The 20,375-nt window shown below is 70.4% G+C and carries 17 protein-coding genes and 1 tRNA gene; 6 read left to right on the top strand and 12 right to left on the bottom strand.

Annotated features, from left to right (window positions below; genetic code table 11):
• Nucleotides 1-141: 141 nt before the first annotated feature.
• From ACF1CT_RS04990 to ACF1CT_RS04980, 3 genes are read right to left on the bottom strand one after another with little or no spacing between them, the layout of a single operon-like run.
• Nucleotides 142-1,116: a MerR family transcriptional regulator gene (locus ACF1CT_RS04990; protein ID WP_391782349.1), complete on the bottom strand. Its 975-nt coding sequence runs from the start codon at nucleotides 1,114-1,116 to the stop codon at nucleotides 142-144.
• Nucleotides 1,113-2,894, bottom strand: coding sequence for an SDR family oxidoreductase (locus ACF1CT_RS04985; protein ID WP_391782348.1), 1,782 nt, complete (start codon nucleotides 2,892-2,894; stop codon nucleotides 1,113-1,115). Before ACF1CT_RS04985 ends, ACF1CT_RS04990 begins: the two co-directional genes overlap by 4 nt.
• The gene (locus ACF1CT_RS04980; RefSeq protein WP_391782347.1) at nucleotides 2,891-3,742 is read right to left on the bottom strand and encodes a M24 family metallopeptidase; all 852 of its coding nucleotides are present in this window, start codon (nucleotides 3,740-3,742) and stop codon (nucleotides 2,891-2,893) included. The genes ACF1CT_RS04985 and ACF1CT_RS04980 overlap by 4 nt, the downstream gene beginning before the upstream one ends.
• Before the next feature lie 264 nt (nucleotides 3,743-4,006).
• Between ACF1CT_RS04980 and ACF1CT_RS04975 the strand changes: the two genes are divergently transcribed.
• From ACF1CT_RS04975 to ACF1CT_RS04955, 5 genes are all read left to right on the top strand, one after another.
• Nucleotides 4,007-5,053, top strand: a complete 1,047-nt coding sequence (locus ACF1CT_RS04975) for an ABC transporter ATP-binding protein (RefSeq protein ID WP_391782637.1) — start codon at nucleotides 4,007-4,009, stop codon at nucleotides 5,051-5,053.
• Complete coding sequence (locus tag ACF1CT_RS04970; protein ID WP_391782346.1) at nucleotides 5,050-5,967, top strand: ABC transporter permease; 918 nt, start codon at nucleotides 5,050-5,052, stop codon at nucleotides 5,965-5,967. The genes ACF1CT_RS04975 and ACF1CT_RS04970 overlap by 4 nt, the downstream gene beginning before the upstream one ends.
• A complete protein-coding gene (locus ACF1CT_RS04965) occupies nucleotides 5,964-6,875 on the top strand; it encodes an ABC transporter ATP-binding protein (RefSeq protein WP_391782345.1) in 912 nt (303 codons plus the stop codon). Before ACF1CT_RS04970 ends, ACF1CT_RS04965 begins: the two co-directional genes overlap by 4 nt.
• A gap of 30 nt (nucleotides 6,876-6,905) precedes the next feature.
• Nucleotides 6,906-7,625: an ABC transporter permease gene (locus ACF1CT_RS04960; RefSeq protein ID WP_391782344.1), complete on the top strand. Its 720-nt coding sequence runs from the start codon at nucleotides 6,906-6,908 to the stop codon at nucleotides 7,623-7,625.
• 610 nt (nucleotides 7,626-8,235) lie between these two features.
• Nucleotides 8,236-8,323: transfer RNA gene (locus tag ACF1CT_RS04955), tRNA-Ser, on the top strand.
• A gap of 147 nt (nucleotides 8,324-8,470) precedes the next feature.
• Here ACF1CT_RS04955 and ACF1CT_RS04950 read toward each other — a convergent pair.
• From ACF1CT_RS04950 to ACF1CT_RS04910, 9 genes are all read right to left on the bottom strand, one after another.
• A complete protein-coding gene (locus ACF1CT_RS04950) occupies nucleotides 8,471-9,268 on the bottom strand; it encodes an HAD family hydrolase (protein ID WP_391782343.1) in 798 nt (265 codons plus the stop codon).
• Nucleotides 9,265-10,554 (bottom strand): serine--tRNA ligase, encoded by a 1,290-nt coding sequence (gene serS / locus ACF1CT_RS04945; RefSeq protein WP_391782342.1) that lies wholly within the window; start codon nucleotides 10,552-10,554, stop codon nucleotides 9,265-9,267. Before serS ends, ACF1CT_RS04950 begins: the two co-directional genes overlap by 4 nt.
• Before the next feature lie 761 nt (nucleotides 10,555-11,315).
• Nucleotides 11,316-12,251: a prephenate dehydratase gene (gene pheA, locus ACF1CT_RS04940; protein WP_391782341.1), complete on the bottom strand. Its 936-nt coding sequence runs from the start codon at nucleotides 12,249-12,251 to the stop codon at nucleotides 11,316-11,318.
• A gap of 203 nt (nucleotides 12,252-12,454) precedes the next feature.
• Nucleotides 12,455-14,053, bottom strand: coding sequence for an iron uptake transporter deferrochelatase/peroxidase subunit (gene efeB, locus ACF1CT_RS04935; protein ID WP_391782340.1), 1,599 nt, complete (start codon nucleotides 14,051-14,053; stop codon nucleotides 12,455-12,457).
• Between the two features lie 25 nt (nucleotides 14,054-14,078).
• Nucleotides 14,079-16,238 (bottom strand): copper resistance CopC/CopD family protein, encoded by a 2,160-nt coding sequence (locus tag ACF1CT_RS04930; RefSeq protein ID WP_391782339.1) that lies wholly within the window; start codon nucleotides 16,236-16,238, stop codon nucleotides 14,079-14,081.
• A 14-nt stretch (nucleotides 16,239-16,252) separates the two neighbouring features.
• The gene (locus ACF1CT_RS04925; protein ID WP_391782338.1) at nucleotides 16,253-16,702 is read right to left on the bottom strand and encodes a copper chaperone PCu(A)C; all 450 of its coding nucleotides are present in this window, start codon (nucleotides 16,700-16,702) and stop codon (nucleotides 16,253-16,255) included.
• Complete coding sequence (locus tag ACF1CT_RS04920; protein WP_391782337.1) at nucleotides 16,699-17,352, bottom strand: SCO family protein; 654 nt, start codon at nucleotides 17,350-17,352, stop codon at nucleotides 16,699-16,701. Before ACF1CT_RS04920 ends, ACF1CT_RS04925 begins: the two co-directional genes overlap by 4 nt.
• Before the next feature lie 233 nt (nucleotides 17,353-17,585).
• Complete coding sequence (locus ACF1CT_RS04915) at nucleotides 17,586-18,320, bottom strand: YcnI family protein (protein ID WP_391782336.1); 735 nt, start codon at nucleotides 18,318-18,320, stop codon at nucleotides 17,586-17,588.
• Between the two features lie 228 nt (nucleotides 18,321-18,548).
• Nucleotides 18,549-19,349: a hypothetical protein gene (locus tag ACF1CT_RS04910; RefSeq protein WP_391782335.1), complete on the bottom strand. Its 801-nt coding sequence runs from the start codon at nucleotides 19,347-19,349 to the stop codon at nucleotides 18,549-18,551.
• A gap of 357 nt (nucleotides 19,350-19,706) precedes the next feature.
• Between ACF1CT_RS04910 and ACF1CT_RS04905 the strand changes: the two genes are divergently transcribed.
• Nucleotides 19,707-20,321 (top strand): ATP-binding protein, encoded by a 615-nt coding sequence (locus tag ACF1CT_RS04905; RefSeq protein WP_391782334.1) that lies wholly within the window; start codon nucleotides 19,707-19,709, stop codon nucleotides 20,319-20,321.
• Nucleotides 20,322-20,375: the final 54 nt, after the last annotated feature.

Genomic DNA, 20,375 nt, shown 5'->3' with positions numbered 1-20,375 from the left:
GCCTCTCCGGATGGCTTCCGGAGCGCATCCGCATTTCACCATACATTTGCTTTGGTAAATTCTTGTTAAGAGGTTTGATCCACAGCCAACTGCGGTTATCCACAGCGTGATTGACGATTCTGTGGACAACGCGGTTGCCTTTCAGGTGCTTTGGTCAACTTGTGCCGATGTGCCGTCCGGTGAGACGAGTGCGTCCAAGGTCCGTGCCCGGAGCTCGCGTTCGGCGGCAATCGTGATGAACGCGGAGGTGTTCTCTTCGCCGACGAGGCGCCGGACGGCGGCGATTGTCTCCGCCGGCAGCGACAGGCGCTCCTCCTCGGCGGGCGCGGTCACGACTGCGAGCGCCGTGTCCTCGCCCAGGTGATGACGCAGGTGAAGGGTGGCGAACGTGCGCATCGCACGGGCGAGTTCGGCGTCCACCGTCAGTTGGGCGAGCGGGCGCAGTCTGCGCACCATGGCGGCGGCCTCGGCCGCGTCCACGTCCGTCGGCGGGCGGTGGCCCAGGTAGCGGGCGAAGACGTGCTCGGTGGTGAACTCCAGGAAGCGCGAGGCGATCTGTTCCACCTGCCCGCGAAGTTCCCGTAAGTGTCCGGAGATCGCCCCGAGCGGCACGCCCGCGGTGTACAACTCCACGGCCACCGCGAGTTCCTGGGGGCTGGGTACGAGGAACTCGTCGTCCCGCCCCGGGACGCGCTCCAGCACACCGAGGTCGACCGCCTCGGCCACCGCCTCGTCGTCCGAGGTGCCGCCGAACCTGGCGTCCAGCTCGGCCCGGGTGATCCGGTCGGCCCGCTCGTCGGTCCAGGGGCCGTGCACCTCGGCGACGAGGCCGAGCACTCCGCCCAGGCCACGACCGGTGTCCCAGGCGTCCAGCAACTCCTTGATGCTGGCCAGGGTGTAGCCGCGGTCGAGCAGATCGGCGATCTGCCGCAGCCGGGACAGATGGGTGTCCCGGTACACATTGGCCCGACCGCGCCGTTCCGGCGTCGGCAGCAGGCCGCGGTCCTGATAGGCCCGGATCGTGCGGACCGTGGCACCGCTGGCATGGGCCAGGTCCTCGATCCGGTACTCGGCGCCGGACCGGCCGCCCGCCGCCGACCGCCCGGTGCCGCTCACAGCGGCGGCTTCAGCCGGGCGATGCCGCGCAACGCGCCGGGGCTGAACCGGGCAAGGAGACGGGCCCCTCGGGCCTCCGGGGTCACCGGCACGACGGCCTGGTTGCGTACCACCGCCTTGAGGACGGCGTCGGCGACCTTCTCCGGGGGATAGTTGCGGAGCCCGTACAACCGACTGGTTCGCTTTCGCAACCGGGTCTCCTCCGCCGCGTCCGCGCCGGCGAAGCGCGCCGCGGCGGTGATTCCGGTGTTGACGATGCCGGGGCAGATCGCGCTGACCCCGATCGACCGATCGGCGAACTCGGCCCGCAGACATTCGCTGAGCATCAGTACCGCCGCCTTGGAGGTGCTGTACGCGGGCAGCGCCCTGGAGGGCTGATAGGCCGCGGCGGACGCGGTGTTGACGATGTGGCCGCCCTGGCCGCGGTCGGCCATCTGCCTGCCGAAGATCCGGCAGCCGTGGATGACCCCCCACAGATTCACATCGAGTACGTTCCGCCAGTCCTCGCTCGTGGTCTCCAGGAACGACCCGGACAGCCCGATTCCCGCGTTGTTGACCAGGACGTCGACGATGCCGTACTCGGCGGCGACCTTCTCGGCGAGCTTCTCCATCGCCTGCTCGTCGCTGACGTCGACCGCTTCGCCCCAGGCGGCCGGGGACCCGATCAGCCGGGCCATCTCCGCCGTCCTGGCGGCCCCCTCCGCGTCCCGGTCCACGGCCACCACCCGGGCGCCCGCCTCGGCGAACGCGAAGGCGGTGGCCCTGCCGATTCCGCCGGCCGCGCCCGTCACCAGGACCAACTGACCGCCGAACCGGTCGGCGTACGCCCCGGCGGGCGCCGAGTCCTGCACCGGCCGCCCAGCCTCCCGGGCCGCCTCGTTGGCGGCGACGAACTCGCTGATCCAGGAGGCGAGCCGGTCCGGCCTGGTCCGCGGCACCCAGTGCTTGCCCGGCAGCGAGCGGCGCACCAGCTGCGGTGCCCACAGCTCCAGCTGGTCGTACAGCTTCTCCGACAGGAAGACGTCACCGGTCGGCGTGATCAACTGGACCGGCACATGCGCGTAGGCGTCGGTGCGGGGCCTGCTCAGCCTGGTCCGGACGTTGTCGCGGTAGAGCCAGGCGCCGTGGGCCGCGTCGTCGGGCAGGGAGGGCGTCGGGTAGTCGCCCGCGGGCACCTTCTCCAGCCGCTCCAGGATCCTCGGCCACCGCCTGCCGAGCGGACCGCGCCAGGCGAGCTCGGGCAGGACCGGCGTGTGCAGCAGGTAGACGTACCAGGACTTGGCGCCCTGGCCGAGCAACTGACCCACCCGGCGCGGGGTCGGCCGGGTCATCCGCTGCTTGATCCAGTGCCCGAAGTGGTCCAGGGAAGGCCCGGACATCGAGGTGAACGAGGCGATCCGGCCCTCGGTCCGCTTGACCGTGGCGAACTCCCAGGACTGGACCGACCCCCAGTCGTGCCCGACCAGATGCACCGGGCGGTCCGGGCTCACCGCATCGGCGACGGCCAGGAAGTCGTCGGTGAGCTTCTCCAGGGTGAAACCCCCGCGCAGCGGTTTCGGCGCCGTGGACCTGCCGTGACCGCGCACGTCGTACAGCACGACGTGCCACTGATCGGCAAGCTGCCTCGCCACGTCCGTCCAGACCTCCTTGCTGTCCGGATAGCCGTGGACGAGCACGACCGTCGGACGCAGTTCGTCGCCCAACTCCGCCACGCACAGGTCGATTCCGCCCGTACGCACCCGGCGCTCACGCGCTTCCGGCAGACCCTGCGGACTCATGCCGCCTCCCTCTCCTCGGCCCAGCGCCGCACATGCGGCAGATCGTCGTCCAGCCAGAAGGCGCTCTGTTCGGGGTCCTTGGAGTCGGTGACCACGAGGATCTCCTCGAACTTGGCGCCCGTACCCCGGAATCCGAGGTGGGGTTCGACCGCCCACAGCCCCGGCCGCGGCGGATGGTCGGAGAAGCGGTGGGGACTCCACAGCGGTGACCAGCCGTCCCGGTGCCCGTGCAACGCATCGCTCAGCAGTCCCTTGAGCGACTGGGCCCCGAACCCGAACACCTGCGGGGACCAGCGGCGTTCGGAGACACGATTGATCTTGTGGGCGATGACGCCGAAGGGGTACGCACGATGCCGGTTGGCATACCCCTGTCTGACCATCAGGCGGTCGACGTCCTCGTAGATGTCCCGTAGCGGACGACGCTCCCGCACCTCGCGCAGGATCAGCTCGCGATGAACTTCCAGATCGCTCATGAGCTTGTCGTGCAGGCGGTTCGGCCCGAGGCAGCCGGAGTACCCGATGTCCGCCGTGAATCCCCGGTACACCGGGGCCATGTCGAGGATGAACGGCATCCCCGGCTCCAGCTCGCGGTTGGTCGGAAAGAACTGCAGGGGCACCTTGAAGCCGGTGAAGGCCGTGCGGTCCCCGAACCAGGCGAAGGGGAGGTGGAACCAGTCCCGGACCCCGCGCTCGCGTAACCAGTCGCGCTGCATCCTGGCCGCCTCGCGCTCGGTCACCCCCGGGGCCAGCCGGCCGGCGACCGCCTCGGCACAGGCGTACGCGAGGCGCTGCACTTCCCTGAACCCCCGCAGCTCCGGGGATCGTTCGTCCTTCACTGCCGACGCCATGCCACCGTCCGTTCCCTGCCGTGTGCGGTACGTGTCCGTAACGTGACACTGATGAATGTGACAATGTCCGACGGCTGCGTCAAGGGGTGTGCGGAGACCTGTGGACAACTCGCCCGTCCCGGACCCGCGGGAGACGGGCGGGGCTCCCGGGCTCCCCCGTGCGGTGGGCCCCCCTACGGGGCCGTACGCCTGGAGTCTGATGGGGATCCAGCCGCCAGGGCTGATGTCGGGTGTGGCCCCCGCCCCTATCGTCGAAGCGTGACTGTGATCGCGACCGAAAGCCTGAGCAAGCGGTTCCCACGGGTGACCGCGCTTGACCGGCTCTCCCTGGACATCGGACCCGGTGTGACCGGACTGGTGGGTTCCAACGGAGCCGGCAAGTCCACGTTGATCAAGATCCTGCTGGGTCTGTCCCCCGCCACCGAGGGCCGGGCCGCGGTGCTCGGTCTCGACGTCTCCACCCACGGCGCCGCCATCCGGGAACGCGTCGGCTACATGCCGGAGCACGACTGCCTGCCACCGGACGTCTCGGCCACCGAGTTCGTCGTCCACATGGCGCGGATGTCCGGTCTGCCCCCGACGGCCGCGCGCGAGCGCACCGCCGACACCCTGCGCCACGTCGGTCTCTACGAGGAGCGCTACCGCCCCATCGGCGGCTACTCGACCGGCATGAAGCAGCGCGTGAAGCTGGCCCAGGCGCTCGTCCACGACCCGAAGCTGGTGCTGCTCGACGAGCCCACCAACGGCCTCGACCCGGTCGGCCGCGACGAGATGCTCGGCCTGATCCGCCGGGTGTACGCGGACTTCGGCATCTCGGTCCTGGTCACCTCGCACCTCCTCGGCGAGCTGGAACGCACCTGTGACCACGTCGTCGTCATCGACGGCGGAGCCCTGCTGCGCTCCAGTTCCACCAGCGACTTCACCCAGACCACCACGACCCTCGCGGTCGAGGTCACCGACAGCGACACCCACCCGGACGGCACGGACGCGCTGCGCCGGGCCCTCGTCCGGGCGGGCGTCGGTCTCGTGGGGCAGGACGGTCTCGACGGGCAGGGGCTGCCCGGCGCGGGCCACATCCTGCTGGTCGAGGCGACCGGCGAGGAGACGTACGACGTCGTCCGCGACAGTGTCGCGGAACTCGGGCTCGGCCTCGTGCGGATGGAACAGCGGCGCCACCACATCGCCGAGGTCTTCCGCACCGAGGGGGAGCCGGGGGCCGTCGCGCAGTCCGCCTCCGCACACGCGTACCCGGACCCGGCCGCCGGAACCGTGCGGCACAAGGGCCTCGAAGCAGAAGGGGAGCGGTCGTGACGAGCACGCAGACCGGGACCGCGGCCGCCGCCGGCGGCGAGACGTCCAGGATCCACAACATCGGGTACCGCTCCTACGACGGCCCGCGCCTCGGGCGCGGATACGCGCGGCGTTCGCTGTACTCGCAGTCCCTGCGGGGAGCCTTCGGACTCGGGCGTTCCGCCAAGTCCAAGGTGCTGCCGATGCTGCTGTCCGGCGTGATGTGCATCGTCGCGGCGATCATCGTCGCCGTCGCCGTCGCCACGCCGGGGTCCACGGCGCTGCCGATCAAGTACACGTCGTTCGCGATCTATCTCCAGGCAGTCATCGGTCTGTTCCTCGCCGCGCAGGCACCTCAGTCGGTCTCGCGCGACCTGCGTTTCAAGAGCGTGCCGCTGTACTTCTCGCGGCCGATCGAGCGGGCCGACTACGTCGTCGCGAAGTTCGCCGCCATGGCGTCCGCGCTCCTCATCCTCACGGGGGTGCCGCTCGTCATCCTCTACGGGGGCGCGCTGCTCGGGAAGTTCGATTTCGCCACGCAGACCAAGGGGTTCGGGCAGGGGATGGTGTCGGTGGCGTTGCTCTCCGTGCTCTTCGCCGGACTGGGACTGGTGATGGCCGCGCTGACGCCGCGCCGCGGGTTCGGCGTCGCCGCGGTGATCGCCGTGCTGACCATCTCCTACGGGGCGGTCTCCACCGTGCAGGCCATCGCCTGGAGCACGGGTTCCGAGGGCGCCGTCGCGTGGCTGGGACTCTTCTCCCCGATCACGCTGATCGACGGCGTGCAGAGCGCGTTCCTCGGGGCGGCATCCGCCTTTCCCGGGAGCGACGGTCCGGGCGCGGGGCTCGGCGTGGTCTATCTGATCGTTGTTCTCGCGCTCATCGCCGGCTCGTACGGCGTTCTGATGCGCCGCTACCGGAGGGTCGGGCTGTGACCACCATCGAGATCGACCACACCTCGCGCTGGTTCGGGAACGTGGTCGCCGTCAACGACGTGAGCATGACGGTGGGGCCGGGCGTCACCGGACTGCTCGGACCCAACGGCGCGGGCAAGTCCACGCTGATCAACATGATGGCCGGCTTCCTCGCCCCGTCCACGGGCACCGTCACGCTCGACGGGCAGGCGATCTGGCGGAACGAGGCCGTGTACAAGGAGATCGGGATCGTGCCCGAGCGGGAGGCGATGTACGACTTCCTGACCGGCCGCGAGTTCGTCGTCGCCAACGCGGAACTCCAGGGGCTCGGCGACGCCGAGGCGCAACGGGCGCTGGCCACGGTCGAGATGGAGTACGCGCAGGACCGCAAGATCTCCACGTACAGCAAGGGCATGCGCCAGCGCGTGAAGATGGCGTCCGCGCTGGTCCACGAGCCGTCGGTACTGCTGCTCGACGAACCGTTCAACGGCATGGACCCGCGCCAGCGGATGCAGCTGATGGAACTGCTGAGGCAGATGGGGGCCCAGGGGCGGACGGTGCTCTTCTCCTCCCACATCCTCGAAGAGGTCGAACAACTCGCCTCGCACATCGAGGTGATCGTGGCGGGGCGGCACGCGGCGTCCGGTGACTTCCGGAAGATCCGCCGACTGATGACGGACCGCCCGCACCGCTATCTCGTGCGCTCCAGCGACGACCGCGCCCTCGCCGCCGCGCTCATCGCCGACCCGTCGACGGCAGGCATCGACGTGGACCTGGGCGAGCGGGCCCTGCGCATCCAGGCCGTCGACTTCGGGCGTTTCACCGAACTGCTGCCGAAGGTCGCACGCGAGCACGGAATCCGTCTGCTGACCGTTTCGCCGTCCGACGAGTCCCTCGAATCGGTCTTTTCCTATCTCGTAGCGGCCTGAGTAGTGGCCTGAAAGGAGCTGTGAAGCGTCATGTACGACCCCACAGTCGCCCGGCTCACCTACCGGGCCCTGCTCGGCCGGCGCCGGGCCGCCATCATGTTCGTCCTGCCGGTGCTGCTGGTGGCCATCGCGGTGGCGGTACGGGCCTTCGCCGGGGCCGACGACCAGGTCGCGGCGGACGTGCTGGGAGGCTTCGCCATCGCCACGATGGTGCCGCTGATCGGTGTGATCGCCGGAACGGGCGCCATCGGCCCCGAGATCGATGACGGATCGATCGTCTACCTGCTGTCCAAGCCGGTGAAGCGGCCCACGATCATCTTCACCAAGCTGATCGTGTCCATCGCGGTCACGATGGTCTTCTCCGCACTGCCCACGCTGATCGCGGGCCTGATCCTCAACGGCAACGGCCAACAGATCGCGGTGGCGTACACCGTCGCGGCCCTGGTCGCCTCGATCGCGTACAGCTCGCTCTTCCTGCTGCTGGGCACCGTCAGCAGGCACGCGGTGGTCTTCGGACTCGTCTACGCGCTGGTGTGGGAGGCGCTGTTCGGCAGTCTGGTGCCCGGGGCGCGCACGCTCAGCGTGCAGCAGTGGTCCCTCGCGGTCGCCGAGAAGATCGGCGGGACCGGAGTGATCACCTCCGACGTCGGACTGCCGACCGCGACGATCCTGCTGGTGGCCGTCACCGTGGGCGCGACCTGGTACGCGGGGCAGAAGCTGCGCACCCTGAAGCTGGCCGGGGAGGAGTGAGCCGGGGCCGGCCGGTCTCCGGCCGGTCGGCACTCGGCTCCCGCCCGGTTCCCGCTTGACCGCTGCGCACGCAGTCACACGTCAGCCGGTCACCGTCGTCATACCGGTGGTCCGTCGTCAGCCCTCGCCCTCCGGGCGAGGGCTGACGCATTTCGGATAGCGGCTCTGAGCTGCGTGAATCCCATGGACATCGTCCGCATCGACGGCAGGACGGACGTTCTCGCCCGGCACCCGAGGGACCTGGAGCGCCGCACCGGCAAGCGGCCCCGAGCGGACCGGCGCCGCTGACACGGCGGGTCGTGCGGCCCTTCGGGGACGTCCGGAAAATGGATGGCGCCGAAGGGCCGCACCCGGCAGGGTAGTGGGGAGCACCGTGGGGTGCGGGCACGTGTCGGCGCGGTACGGAGGGGACGGAAGCCCACCGCCGTGCGTCGATACGCCCACCACAGACCGGGAGGGGAGCGCGGCGATGACCGACAGTCCGAGTCCGTCGAGTTCCCGACTGGGCGGCTCCGAGCCGGCACCGGAGTAGTCACCGACACTCCGCCGCTGCCGATCGGGCGGGACGCCCGGGGCGGCACGTCGCGCCATTGCGCACTGCCGCCCTCCCGGAGGATTGGCCGAGTGGTAAGGCAGCGGCTTGCTAAGCCGTCGTCGGGGCCGTGAACCCCGCGCGCGTTCGATCCGCGCATCCTCCGCAGAACCGTGCACAGCCGGTTCCGCGCACGCGGACGCGCAAGCGTCCTCGTCCGTGCCGTGCCCGGTACATCGAATCCGGATACGGCACGAACGGGTGCGGCATGGACGGACACGTCACGGACGGGGACGTCACGGACGGGGACGGGTCAGAGCAGCCGCTCCAGGACCTCGGCGATGCCGTCGTCCTCGTTGGACGCGGTGATCTCCTGCGCCACGGCCTTCAGGTCCTCGTGCGCGTTGGCCATGGCCACGCCGTGCTGCGCCCAGGCGAACATCGGGATGTCGTTCGGCATGTCCCCGAAGGCGATCGTCTCCGCGGCCTTCACACCCAGCCGACGTGCGGCGAGCGAGAGCCCGGTCGCCTTGCTCAGCCCCATCGGCAGGATCTCGACCACGCCCGGACCGGCCATGACCACGTCCACCAGATTGCCGACGGCCGCGCGCGCGGCCGTCGCCAGTGCGTCGTCGTCCAGATCGGGATGCTGGATGTAGACCTTGTTCAGCGGGGCCGCCCACAACTCGGCCGGGTCCTTCGCCACGAGAGCGGGGAGCGGTCCCTCCTGAACGCGGTAGCCGGGGCCGATCACGACCTCGCCGTCGAGCCCGTCGCGGCTCGCCGCCAGTGCCAACGGGCCGACCTCGGCCTCGACCTTGGACAGCGCGAGACCGGCGAGCTGCCGGTCCAGCGTCAGTGACGTCAGCAGCCTGTGCTCGCCCGCGTGGTACACCTGCGCGCCCTGGCCGCAGACCGCGAGGCCCTCGTAGCCGAGGTCGTCCAGTATGTGGCGGGTCCAGGGAACCGCACGGCCGGTGACGATGATGTGCGCGGCACCGGCCGCCGCGGCCGCGGTCAGTGCCGACCGGGTGCGTTCCGAGACCGTGTCGTCGTTGCGCAGCAGCGTCCCGTCGAGATCGGTCGCGACGAGCTTGTACGGAAAGGTCACTTGGCGACCGGTTCCAGGACCTCGCGCCCACCGAGGTAGGGCCGGAGCACCTCGGGCACCCGTACCGAACCGTCGGCCAGCTGGTGGTTCTCCAGGATCGCCACGATCGTGCGCGGTACGGCGCAGAGCGTGCCGTTCAGCGTGGCCAGCGGCTGGAGCACCTTCTTGCCGTCATGGGTGTCGCGCATCCGGACGGACAGACGGCGTGCCTGGAAGCTGTTGCAGTTCGACGCGGACGTCAGCTCGCGGTACTTGCCCTGTGTCGGGATCCAGGCCTCGCAGTCGAACTTCCGGGAGGCCGAGGCGCCCAGGTCGCCGGTGGCGACATCGATCACCTGGAACGGCAGCTCAAGGGCGGTGAGCCACTGCTTCTCCCAGTCCAGCAGCCTGCGGTGCTCGGCCTCGGCGTCCGCCGGGTCGACGTACGAGAACATCTCGACCTTGTCGAACTGGTGGACGCGGAAGATGCCCCGGGTGTCCTTGCCGTACGTACCGGCCTCGCGGCGGTAGCACGGCGAGAAGCCCGCGTACCGCAGCGGCAGTTTGTCGGCCTCGATGATCTCGTCCATGTGGTACGCGGCGAGCGGGACCTCGGAGGTGCCGACCAGGTAGTAGTCGTCCTTCTCCAGGTGGTACACGTTCTCCGCGGCCTGGCCGAGGAAGCCGGTGCCCTCCATGGCGCGCGGCCGGACCAGCGCGGGCGTCAGCATCGGGATGAATCCCGCCTCGGTGGCCTGGGCGATCGCGGCGTTGACGAGGGCCAGCTCCAGCAGTGCGCCGACGCCCGTCAGGTAGTAGAAGCGCGAACCCGAGACCTTGGCGCCGCGCTCCATGTCGATGGCGCCGAGCTTCTCGCCGAGCTCCAGGTGGTCCCTGGGCTCGAAGCCCTCGGCCCCGAAGTCGCGGATCGTGCCGTGGGTCTCCAGGACGACGAAGTCCTCCTCGCCGCCGACCGGCACGTCCTCGTGGACGATGTTGCCGAGTTTGAGCATCAGGCTCTTCGCCTCGGCATCGGCCTCGTCCTGCGCCGCGTCGGCCGCCTTGACCTCGGCCTTCAGCTGCTCGGCCCGCTTGAGCAGCTCGGTGCGCTCCTCGGGCGAGGCCTTGGGGATGAGTTTGCCGAGCGCTTTCTGCTCGGAGCGGAGTTCGTCGAAGCGGACGCCGGACGACCTGCGCCGCTCGTCGGCGGAGAGCAGGGCGTCGACGAGCGCGACGTCCTCTCCACGGGCGCGCTGGGAGGCGCGAACACGGTCGGGGTCCTCACGGAGCAGGCGAAGGTCAATCACCCCTCCAGGCTACCGGTGCGTGCTTCTACCGCTCGAACCGATATTGCCGCGCGTGTCATTTTGCCCGAATTGCCCGAATTGTTAAATGGTGGGGTCTATTGGGTGCCCGTTGATCGGCTCGGCCGGTCAACGAAAAAGAGTTTACCCCTCCAAAAGGGGCATTGAGTACTGGTCTTCTTGACGCATCTGCCCCCCGTGGAGGGGGAGTTGGGACCCGCTTGTCCACAGGCGCCGAATTTTTCTCGGGTTATCCACAGGCTGTGAGGAAGTTCTGTGGATACCGAAGAAGGGTGTACCGCGCAAGGCGCTGAGGCGCGCAGGTTTTCCTCTCAAACTCGCTTCGGGCGCTCGTTCGGGTGGAATTACCTGCCTCGACGCGTTGATCGTTGAAAAGGGGCTGGCGGTCGGTGGCCCGGTCGGTCTCGTGGTCTGTGGATGCGCCCGAGGCGACTGTGACGATATGTCGATCATGTCGCACGAGGGCGTCGACTTATCCCCAGGCCTGGGGGCGCCTCTGTGGATAAGTCTGTGGATGCCGAAGATCCTCAGATGGCGAAGATCCGTAGAAAGCATTCCACCAGGGACGGGGCGCGGCGGCACCGGCATGCCCGGAACGATTCGCCCGGGCGCTGCCGTCCGGCCGTCATCGTTCCCCGGCCGTCGTGGTTCGTCGGCCGCCATCGCTCCCCGGCGCTGTTGCCCCCGACGGTCATCGTCCGGTGGCTGTCGTCCGGATCGTGGCGGCCGACAACGGGCCGGGGTCAGGCGCGGCCGTCGAGGTTCCGGGCCAGCCAGTCGGAGGCGTCGGTGAATTCCGTGTCGGACGTACCGTGCCGCAAGGGCCGTACGTCCTGCGGATCCACCCCTGCACGCGGGTACGAGCCGAGGAACCGTACCTTCGGGCAGATACGCTTCAGGCCCATCAGGGCCTCACCGACCCGTCGGTCCGCGATATGGCCCTCGGCGTCCACAGAGAAGCAGTAGTTGCCGATACCGGCCCCTGTCGGCCGCGACTGGATCAGCATCAGGTTCACCCCGCGGACCGCGAACTCCTGGAGGAGTTCGAGCAGCGCGCCGGGCTGGTCCTCACCCAGCCAGATGACCACCGAGGTCTTGTCCGCGCCCGTCGGCGCAGCGGGCCGGGCCGGGCGTCCCACCAGAACGAAGCGCGTCTGCGCGTTCACCGCGTCGTGGATCTCCGTCACCAGAGGTTCCAGACCGTACGTCGCCGCCGCGAACTCACCGGCGAAGGCCGCGTCGTACCGTCCCTCCTGCACCAGCCGGGCACCGTCGGCGTTCGACGCCGCGGATTCCCATACGGCATCCGGCAGATGGGCGGCCAGCCAGTTGCGCACCTGCGGTTGCGCGGCCGGGTGCGCGGTGACCGACTTGATGTCGGAGAGTTTGGTGCCGGGGCGGACCAGCAGCGCGAAGCTGATGGAGAGCAGCACCTCGCGGTAGATCATCAGCGGTTCGCCGGAGGTCAGCTCGTCGAGCGTCGCGGTGATGCCGCCCTCGACGGAGTTCTCGATCGGCACGAGGGCCGCGGCGGCGGCCCCGTTGCGCACCGCGTCCAGCGCCGCCGGTACGGAGACCATCGGTACGAGTTCGCGGGTGGCGGCTTCCGGGAGCGTACGGAGGGCGACCTCGGTGAAGGTGCCTTCGGGGCCGAGATAGGCGTAGCGCGTGGCGGACATACCGTCACCCTAAAGCGTGTTCCGAAAGACGCCTGCCGGGCGACGCCTGGCACGCACGCTCGCCGTGTTGTCGGGGCCGCCCCGATACGCTCAGCATCGGGGCGGCCCTCCGCCTTGCGATCGCACGGCACCGGACGTCGCCCGCCTGCCCTTCGGGCAGACGGCGCCGCTTTCGGAACACGCATCGGTAGGCCCGGTCCGGTTCAGGATTCCAGCAGCCGCTGCCCCACGTACTCGCCCCGCCCCGCCCCGCCCGGCACCGCGAACAGGCCGCTCGCCTCGTGCCGGATGAAGGGGGACAGCGCGTCGCCCCGGTCCAGCTTCCGTTGCACGGTGACGAAGCCGCGCAGCGGATCCGCCTGCCAGCAGACGAACAGCAGTCCGGCGTCCGGGGTGCCGTCCTCCGCGATGCCGTCGTGGTACGAGAAGGGGCGCCGCAGCATGGCCGCGCCGCTGTTCTTTCCGGGGGAGGAGATCCGGGCATGGGCGTTGTCCGGAATCAGCAGCTTGCCGTCGGGGCCGGCCTTGTCGAGGTCCATCTCCGTGGACTCCGAACCGCCGCTCAACGGGGCGCCGTCCTTCTTGCGCCGCCCTATGACCTGCTCCTGCCGTTCCACCGGAAGCTTCTCCCAGTCGTCGAGCAGCATTCTGATCCGGCGTACGACCGCGTACGACCCGCCGGCCAGCCACGCGTACGCGTCGTCCGCTCCGGCCGGGACGAAGACGCGCCGGTCGTAGTCGTTGTCGGTGGGCTTCGGATTGCCGGTGCCGTCGATCTGGCCCATGAGATTGCGGGCGGTCATCGGCCGGGCAGTGGCGCCGGGGGTGCGGTTGAAGCCGTTCATCTGCCAGCGGACCCTGGCGGTTCCGGCGCTCTCCTTCTGTACGGCACGCAGCGCGTGGAATGCGACGAGCGCGTCGTCGGCGCCGATCTGCACCCAGAGGTCACCGTTGGAGCGTCGGGTGTCGAGATGATCGTTGGAGAAGGGGGGCAGTGGGTCGAGTCCGGGCGGGCGGTGATCGGCCAGCCCGGTGCGGTCGAAAAAGGTGTGCCCGAAACCGAAGGTGAGGGTCAAGGAGGACGGCCCGGCGTCCAGGGCGATCCCGGTGTCGTGGGCCCCGCCGTCCGCCGTGCCGCCGCCCGCGGGTTCACCCGTCATCAGGCGCCGGGCCACGTCCGACCAGCGGCGCATCAGGGTGGCGGCCTCCTTCCGCCCGGCACCCGGTACCAGGTCGAAGGCGACGAGGTGACCACGTGCCTGGAGCGGAGTGGTGATCCCCGGCTGATGTTTCCCGTGAAACATCACCTGGGTGGAGCCGACCGCGGTCAGGGCGGTCGGCTCCTCGGGCCGGGTCATGGCGTAGCCGGTCGTGCCCCCGGCCACCCCGACCAGCAGACCGGCCGCACCCGTGGCGCCCGCTGTGCCGAGCAGCCGCCGCCGGGTGAGGGCACGGTCGTCGGTACGGGCCCCGTCGTTCGCGCCGTTCCCCGCGGCTCCGCCGTCTCCCGCGGTTCTGTCCTTCCCCGCGGTCCCGCCGTCTCCCGCGGTTCTGTCCTTCCCCGCGGTCCCGCCGTCTCCCGCCGTTCTGTTCTTCCCCGCGGTCCCGCCGTCTCCCGCGGTTCCGCCGTTCCTCGCGGTCCTGTTGTTCCCGGTGGTCCTGTCGTTCCCGGTGTATTCGCCGTCCGCACCGGTCAGGCTGTTCGTGCCCGCCGCCGTCGAGGGCGTCGTGGCCCTCCGGTTGGCTGCGGAGGGCTTGCGGCTGCCCGGCAAGGTCTTCCGCCTGTTGTTGCCGCTCACCATGTGCCGCTCCCGCTCACGATCCTGCTCATCCGATCTTCACGTTCTTGTCGACGGTCGTCTGATCGATGTCCGACGTGCGCACCGTCACCGCGACCTTCCAGTCGCCCGCCATCGGGATCTGTACGCCGCTCGCGGTCCAGTGACCCTCGGTGAGCCGGGTGGGGGCGACCGGGAGCGGGCCGATGTCCTTGGACTCCAGAGTGAAGGCGACCTTCAGCTCGGGGACGTCCATGGCCTTGCCGTCGGCGCCGTCGACCCAGATGTGGAGCTCATTGACGCCGGTGCGGCCCGGATCGAGATCCATGCGCACCGTTCCCCTGCCGTTCTCGCCACCCGTGTCGAACGGCACGGTCAGACCGACCGGCCCGGCGGCCACCGGGGCGGTCGCCGCCGTGGAACCGCGGGCCTCCTCCTCGGTGCGGCCCGGTTCGGTCGAGGTCAGTACCGTCGTCACGGCCAGAAGCACGACGGCGACACCGACTTCGGCGAGTACCGAACGGCGCAGGCCGGAGCGGTCCGGGTCGGCGTCGCGGACCCGCTTCCTCTCGGCGTTGGCCACGGCGGCCCGCTGCCGGGCGAGCTGCGCCGCCCGTGCCGCGTCTCCGGCACCCGGCACCGGTGCGCCGTCCTCCGTTGATCGGGGCGCCCCGGTCCCGGAGTCCGCCGCCCCGCTTCGGGCGTCGGCCCCCTCACCACCGGCCCCCGTTCCGACCGTCCCGGCCGTATGCTCCGGCGCCCGGCGATCGGTCTCCGCCCCGGCCCCGGCCATCTCCGCCCCGGCTTCCCCGGCCATGACGTCGTCCCCGGCGCCCTCGGCCCCATCCGCTTCGCCGGCCCCATCCGCTTCGCCGGTTCTCCCGGCCTCGCCGGTCTCATCGGCCTCCTCGCGCCCCGCACCGCTCCCGCCCGTGATCAGGCGTGCGGTCCAGCGGCGCGAGCCCCAGGCGATGGCGACGAGCACGGCGACGAGCGCCACCTTCACGAGCAGCAGCTGCCCGTATCCCGTACCGGTGAGCGCGGACCAGGTGCCGACCTGGCGCCAGGACTGGTAGATCCCGGTGGCGGTGAGCACGACCACGCTGCCGAACGCGATACGGGAGAAGCGCCCCACTGCCGCCGCCTCGACGTCCGGGGTCCGGTACAGCGCGACGAGCAGTGCGGCGAGCCCGCCCAGCCAGGCGGCGACGGCCAGCAGGTGGAGTACGTCGACCGGCATGGCGATGCCGGTCTGGAGGCCGGTCGAGGCGTGTTCGGAGAGCGACCAGGTACCCGCGATTCCCGCGGCGATCACCACACCGCCGATCGACAGCCCGAAGGTGAGGTCCCTCGTCTCGCGACGGTCCTCGCGCCGCGCGTACGTTCCGAACAGCACGGCGACGAAGAGCGCGGACGCGCCGAGCAGCAGGAGCCGGGACACGAGCGCCGCCCCGGGCTTGGTGTCGAGGACGGCCTTCAGCCCGTCGAGGTCGAAGGCGTCCGCGAGTTTCCCGGAGCCGGTGTAGGGGTTGCGCAGCATCAGCATGACCAGGGTGGCGACGGTGAGCGTCAGCCAGCCGCGTACGACGAGGCGTTGCAGGGGGCGTGCGCCCGCACCGCGCTGCCAGCAGGCCAGCACGAAGGCGGCGCCGCCGGCCAGCAGGACGAAACCCGCGTAGGCGGCGTAGCGGGCGATGTCGTAGAGGGTGCCGACGAGACCGCCCCCGGCCTTGTCCGTCGGGAGGGCGACGGTGGTCTTCGAAGGTGCGCCGATGGAGAAGGTGAAGGCGCCCGACACGGGGTGGCTGTCCGCCGAGACGGCCTGCCAGGCGACGGTGTACGTGCCGTCGGGCAGCTTGGTGCGCAGCGGGACGCCGTACTTCACCGTGGAGCCGCTGCCCAGATCACGCGGGGCGGTACTGGTGTCGGCCCGTTCGCCGGTGGGGTCCAGGATCCGGATGGAGTCGTTGCCGAGTGCGACCTGTTCGGAGAAGGTGAGCGTGATCTCCTTGGGGGCGGTGGCGACCACCGCCCCGTCCTGCGGATCGCTTCCGGTGAGCGCGGCGTGCGCGGACGCGGGGCCCGCCCCTACCAGCACCAGGCCGAGTACCAGGCCGACGAGGGCGGTGAGGAGCGCGGCCGTGGTGAACGGCCGACGGGCCGCGGGGGAGGACGGGGACGTTCCGAAGTGCGGGGCGGTGGCTGTCATGTCGTGTCAGTCCCTCACTGCTTCTTCGGGTTGTAGGTGGTCTCCTTCACGGGAAGGTCGACCGTGATCGGGTCGGCCTTCTCGAAGTGCAGCTCCACGGACACCTTCTCGCCCTGCTTGGGCTGCTGCTTGAGCTTCATGAACATGATGTGGTTTCCGCCGCGTTCCAGATCCAGCTCGCCGCCCGCGGGAACCTCGAAGGACGTCACCATGCGCATCGCGTTGTTCTTCGTCTCGTGGATCGTGACGTCGTCCGAGAGCGGGCTGGTGACCGAGGTGAGCCGGTCGGCGGCACCGCCGCTGTTCTCTATGACGAGGAAGCCCGCCGCCATGTCGCTGATGGGCTGCGGCATGAACGCGCCGGACACCTTCAGTTCGGGTGCGCCGTCCGACGACGAGCATCCCGCCAGTGCCAGTCCGCCGACGAGGGCGACGACACCGGCGAGGGTGGTGCGGCGGTTCACGGGTTCTCCCCCTTGGCGATCTTGGGGAGGTCCTTGGTGTAGTCGTCGGGCGTGGTGTCCTCGCTGTACACGAGGTACCCCTTGTCGGTCTTCGGGGAGAACGCGATGACCTGGGAGCCGTGCATCGAGACGACGGTGCCGTCCTTCTCCTTCTTGGGGGCGTCGATGCCGATGCCGATCTGGCGCGCGCCCGCCTGGATGGTCGGGAAGTCGCCGGTGAGACCGATGAAGGAGGGGTCCTGGGAAGCGAGCCAGGTGCCCAGCGAGGAGGGAGTGTCCCGTTCGGGGTCCGTGGTCACGAAGATGACCTGGAGCCTGTCCTGGTCGGCCTTGGGGAGGGCCTTCCTGGCGATGGCGATGTTGCTCATGATGAGCGGGCAGACATCGGGGCAGTTGGTGTAGCCGAAGTAGATCAGCGTCGGCTTGCCCTTGGTCTGCTCACGGAGGTCGTACTTCTTGCCGTGGGTGTCCGTGAGAACGAGGTCGGGCTTGGTGAACGGCTGGTCGAGCACCGTCGCGGCCTTGGTCTTGGTCGGTACGGACACATCGGCGAAGGGCTTCTCGGCAGCGTCGTCGCTGCCGCCGCACGCGGACAGGGAGAGTGCGGCTACGGCGGCGAACGCTATGGCCAGCACTGATTTCTTACGCATGGAGCACTGAGTCCTGGTGGGTCGATGGGGCAGTGGGGCAGTGGAACTGATGGTGCCTGTGGTGAGGGTGCTCGGGGCCGGGGGGCCGGAGGGTGTCCCGGGCTCGGGTGGCGCCCCGGGCCCCGGCGGGGTGCCGTGGTGCCGAGCGCCCCGGGGTGTCGTGGTGCCGTGCGTTCCGCGGGGCCGTGTGTCCGGTGGGACCGTACGGCCCCGCGGGTGGGAGCCGCCCTCGGTCAGGCGGTGCGGCGGCGGCCGGCGAGGACGCCGAAGGCCACGCCCGCGGCGCCGACGACGATGCCGACGATGCCGAGGACACGGGCCGTGGTGTCGCTGTCGGGCGAGTCCGACGCGGCCGTCGTCTGCTTGTCCGCCGCCTGCGTGGCACCGCTCTTGTCGTCGGCGGCACCGTGGTCACCGGCGGCCGGCGCGGTCAGCTTGAGGACGGGCGCCGGGCTCTCCGGCTCGTCGGCGCCCTCCTTCTGCTCCTCGATCCACCGGACGACTTCCTTGTTGTCGTACGTCTGGACGGCCTTGAGCACCAACTGGTCGGCGTCCTCGGGGAGCTGGCCGAGGGAGAGCGGGAACTGCTGGAAGTAGCCGGGACGGATACCGGCGTCGTCCTTGCCGCCCGTGGCGGTCCAGGTGACCTTGGAAACCGCCTCGTTGATCTTCTGGCCGTGCATCTCCAGCGGCTTGGCCAGCTTGCTCCTGGTGACCTCGATGTCCCAGCCGGGTACGGCCTGCGGTGTCACCGAGGCCAGCGGGTGGTCGGTCGGGAAGCTGACCTCCAGCTTGATCGTCGAGGCGTTGTCGCGCTCGTTGGGGACCTTGATGTTCACGGTCGCGTACCCGCCCTTGGCGGCCTCGCCCTGCGGCTGCACGGACACGTGCGCGGAAGCGGTGCCGGCGAGAAGCAGCACGGTGGACGCGGCGATACCGCCGGCGAGGGCGATGCGGGAAATGTTCATGGCAGGGATCACTCCACGGAAGCACATGGGAAGGGTGGCCCGGCGCGCGTGTGCGCGACGGCATCGCGACACCTTCTTCCCCGCACGCCGCGCGCGTGCACCGACACGTGGGACGCCGGGCGACGGTTGCGCCGGGCGGGTGTGCGTCGGGTGACTGCGCGGCCGGGTGCCGGGTGACCACGGGGGCGAACGTCCGAGTGGTCGACCGGCCGGGCGGCGGGTGTCGCGTCAGGCTGCGAGCGCGTACGCGGCGGGCGGGCCGCGCCTGATCACCATGTGCTGCAACGGGTCCCCGGTGGCGGGCAGCGGGGCGTCGACGGCGGTACGGGGCGTGCGCGGTCCGGTCGTCGTGGATCCCGGCAGCCCGGCGCGCAGGGCGTCCACGAGCGCGAGAGCGGCGCGCAGGGAGCGCAACCGGGCCCCGGCCGCAACCTGTTGGGCCCCGTGCGCGGACAGCCGGGCCAGCTCGAACAGGGCGATCTCGCCGCGCCGCAGCAGCCAGCCGGTGGCCACGGCGGCCAGCAGGTGACCGAGCAGCATCGGCAGGCTGGGCAGCAACCCGGCGAGGGGCCCGGAGTGCGCGCCGACCACGGGGGCGAGATGCCGGGGCCCGCCGCTCACCGACGCCGGGTCGATGCCGGCGGTGGTGACGATGCGGTGGGCCTCGGCGGCGTTCAACTGGGCCGGGCCCATGCCGCACACGAGGCTCGCCGCGAACCGGATCAGCGGGTCGTCGCCCGTCGCGGGGGCCGTCGACACGGCGGGAGTGCCCGCGCCGAAGAGGGAGTGCAGGGCGATCTGCCCGCCGGTCAGTACGGCGGCGATCGACGGCAGCGAGCGCTCGCGCCCGGCGAGCGGTGCCACCACCGCGAAGATTCCCAGGAATCCGGCGACCAGCGTCCACCAGGGGACGGCCGCACAGGAGGCCAAGCTGTGGCCCGCCGCGGACAGCGCGACGCAGACCGCGGTGAACACCGTGGCCCTCAGGAGCCTCAGACCGGCCCCGGCGCGTGCGACAGGCATAGACATGGCGGGGCCCATCATCGCATCGTGCCTCGCGCCTGTGCACGGCAGGTCCGGAAGGTCACCGTCCGTCCGATGTGCCGGAGAGGGCCCACGTTTGCGGCCGACGCACACGCGGGAGAGGGCACCGCAACCCGGACCGGGGCGATTCGCCAGGTCAACGCCCCGAGGCCCGGAACGGGCACCGTCGGCCGGGGCGTCGGACCGGGGCCGACCGCCGAACTCGCGGTCCGGTTCGGCATACACGGGTACCTGGGGTGCGGGTATCCGCCGAATGAGCGGTGTCACACCCGGTATGTGCTTACGAAGGGTTCGGCAGGGCAATACGTATCGGTAGTCGAGCCGCAGCCAGGAGGCTGGAGCATGAGCATCTGGTGGTCCCTCCACTTGCGGCGCGAGGCTGCGAGCGTCCCGCTCGCCCGTCGCTTCCTGCTGGGGACGATGGAGACCGCGGGGGTGGATCCGGAGATCTCCTTCGACCTGTCGGTCGCGCTCACCGAGGCATGCGCGAACGCCGTCGAGCACGGCGGCGTCCGCGAAGCCCGGGAGGACCGGCCCCGGGAGGACCGGTTCCAGGGGGAGCGGTCCCGGGAGGAACGGCCCCAGGAGGAACGGAACGCGGGACGGAGCCCTCGGGGCGTACCGAATGTATCGGGCGTACCGGATGCACGGGGCGAGCGGCCCGGAGCCGCCCCCGGTCAGTACCGGGTCACCGCGTATCTGGACGGCGAGATGTGCCGCATCGAAGTCACCGACTCGGGGCCGGGCTTCCCCGCCCGGCGCATGCTGCGCCCGTCGGCACAGCAGCACGGATCACCGCCGTACCCTTCGCTCAGCGCCGAGAACGGCCGCGGTCTCTGCCTGATCGAACAGCTCGCCGACCACGTCCACTTCGGCAACCGACCCGGACACGGTGCCGTGGTGAGCTTCGACAAGGTGCTGAAATGGCGCGAGGGCGCCCTGCTCATGGTGTCCTGAGCGGGGCGCCCCCGGGCGCGTGAGCCGTTGCCCACCGGACCCCGGACGATCGGT

The sequence above is a fragment of the Streptomyces sp. NPDC014734 genome, assembly GCF_043083325.1.
GTDB lineage: Bacteria > Actinomycetota > Actinomycetes > Streptomycetales > Streptomycetaceae > Streptomyces.
Note: the sequence above shows the minus strand (reverse complement) of the source record. Positions and strands in the feature narration are given on the sequence as shown.

Bases quoted from the DNA above. Each gene is read 5' to 3' on its own strand.
- ACF1CT_RS04980 (WP_391782347.1), bottom strand. From the start codon at position 3,742: ATGGCGTCGGCAGTGAAGGACGAACGATCCCCGGAGCTGCGGGGGTTC.
- pheA (WP_391782341.1), bottom strand. From the start codon at position 12,251: ATGTCCGCCACGCGCTACGCCTATCTCGGCCCCGAAGGCACCTTCACC.
- ACF1CT_RS04915 (WP_391782336.1), bottom strand. From the start codon at position 18,320: ATGAACATTTCCCGCATCGCCCTCGCCGGCGGTATCGCCGCGTCCACC.
- ACF1CT_RS04920 (WP_391782337.1), bottom strand. From the start codon at position 17,352: ATGCGTAAGAAATCAGTGCTGGCCATAGCGTTCGCCGCCGTAGCCGCA.
- ACF1CT_RS04930 (WP_391782339.1), bottom strand. From the start codon at position 16,238: ATGACAGCCACCGCCCCGCACTTCGGAACGTCCCCGTCCTCCCCCGCG.
- ACF1CT_RS04910 (WP_391782335.1), bottom strand. From the start codon at position 19,349: ATGTCTATGCCTGTCGCACGCGCCGGGGCCGGTCTGAGGCTCCTGAGG.
- ACF1CT_RS04905 (WP_391782334.1), top strand. From the start codon at position 19,707: ATGAGCATCTGGTGGTCCCTCCACTTGCGGCGCGAGGCTGCGAGCGTC.
- ACF1CT_RS04985 (WP_391782348.1), bottom strand. From the start codon at position 2,894: ATGAGTCCGCAGGGTCTGCCGGAAGCGCGTGAGCGCCGGGTGCGTACG.
- efeB (WP_391782340.1), bottom strand. From the start codon at position 14,053: ATGGTGAGCGGCAACAACAGGCGGAAGACCTTGCCGGGCAGCCGCAAG.
- ACF1CT_RS04960 (WP_391782344.1), top strand. From the start codon at position 6,906: ATGTACGACCCCACAGTCGCCCGGCTCACCTACCGGGCCCTGCTCGGC.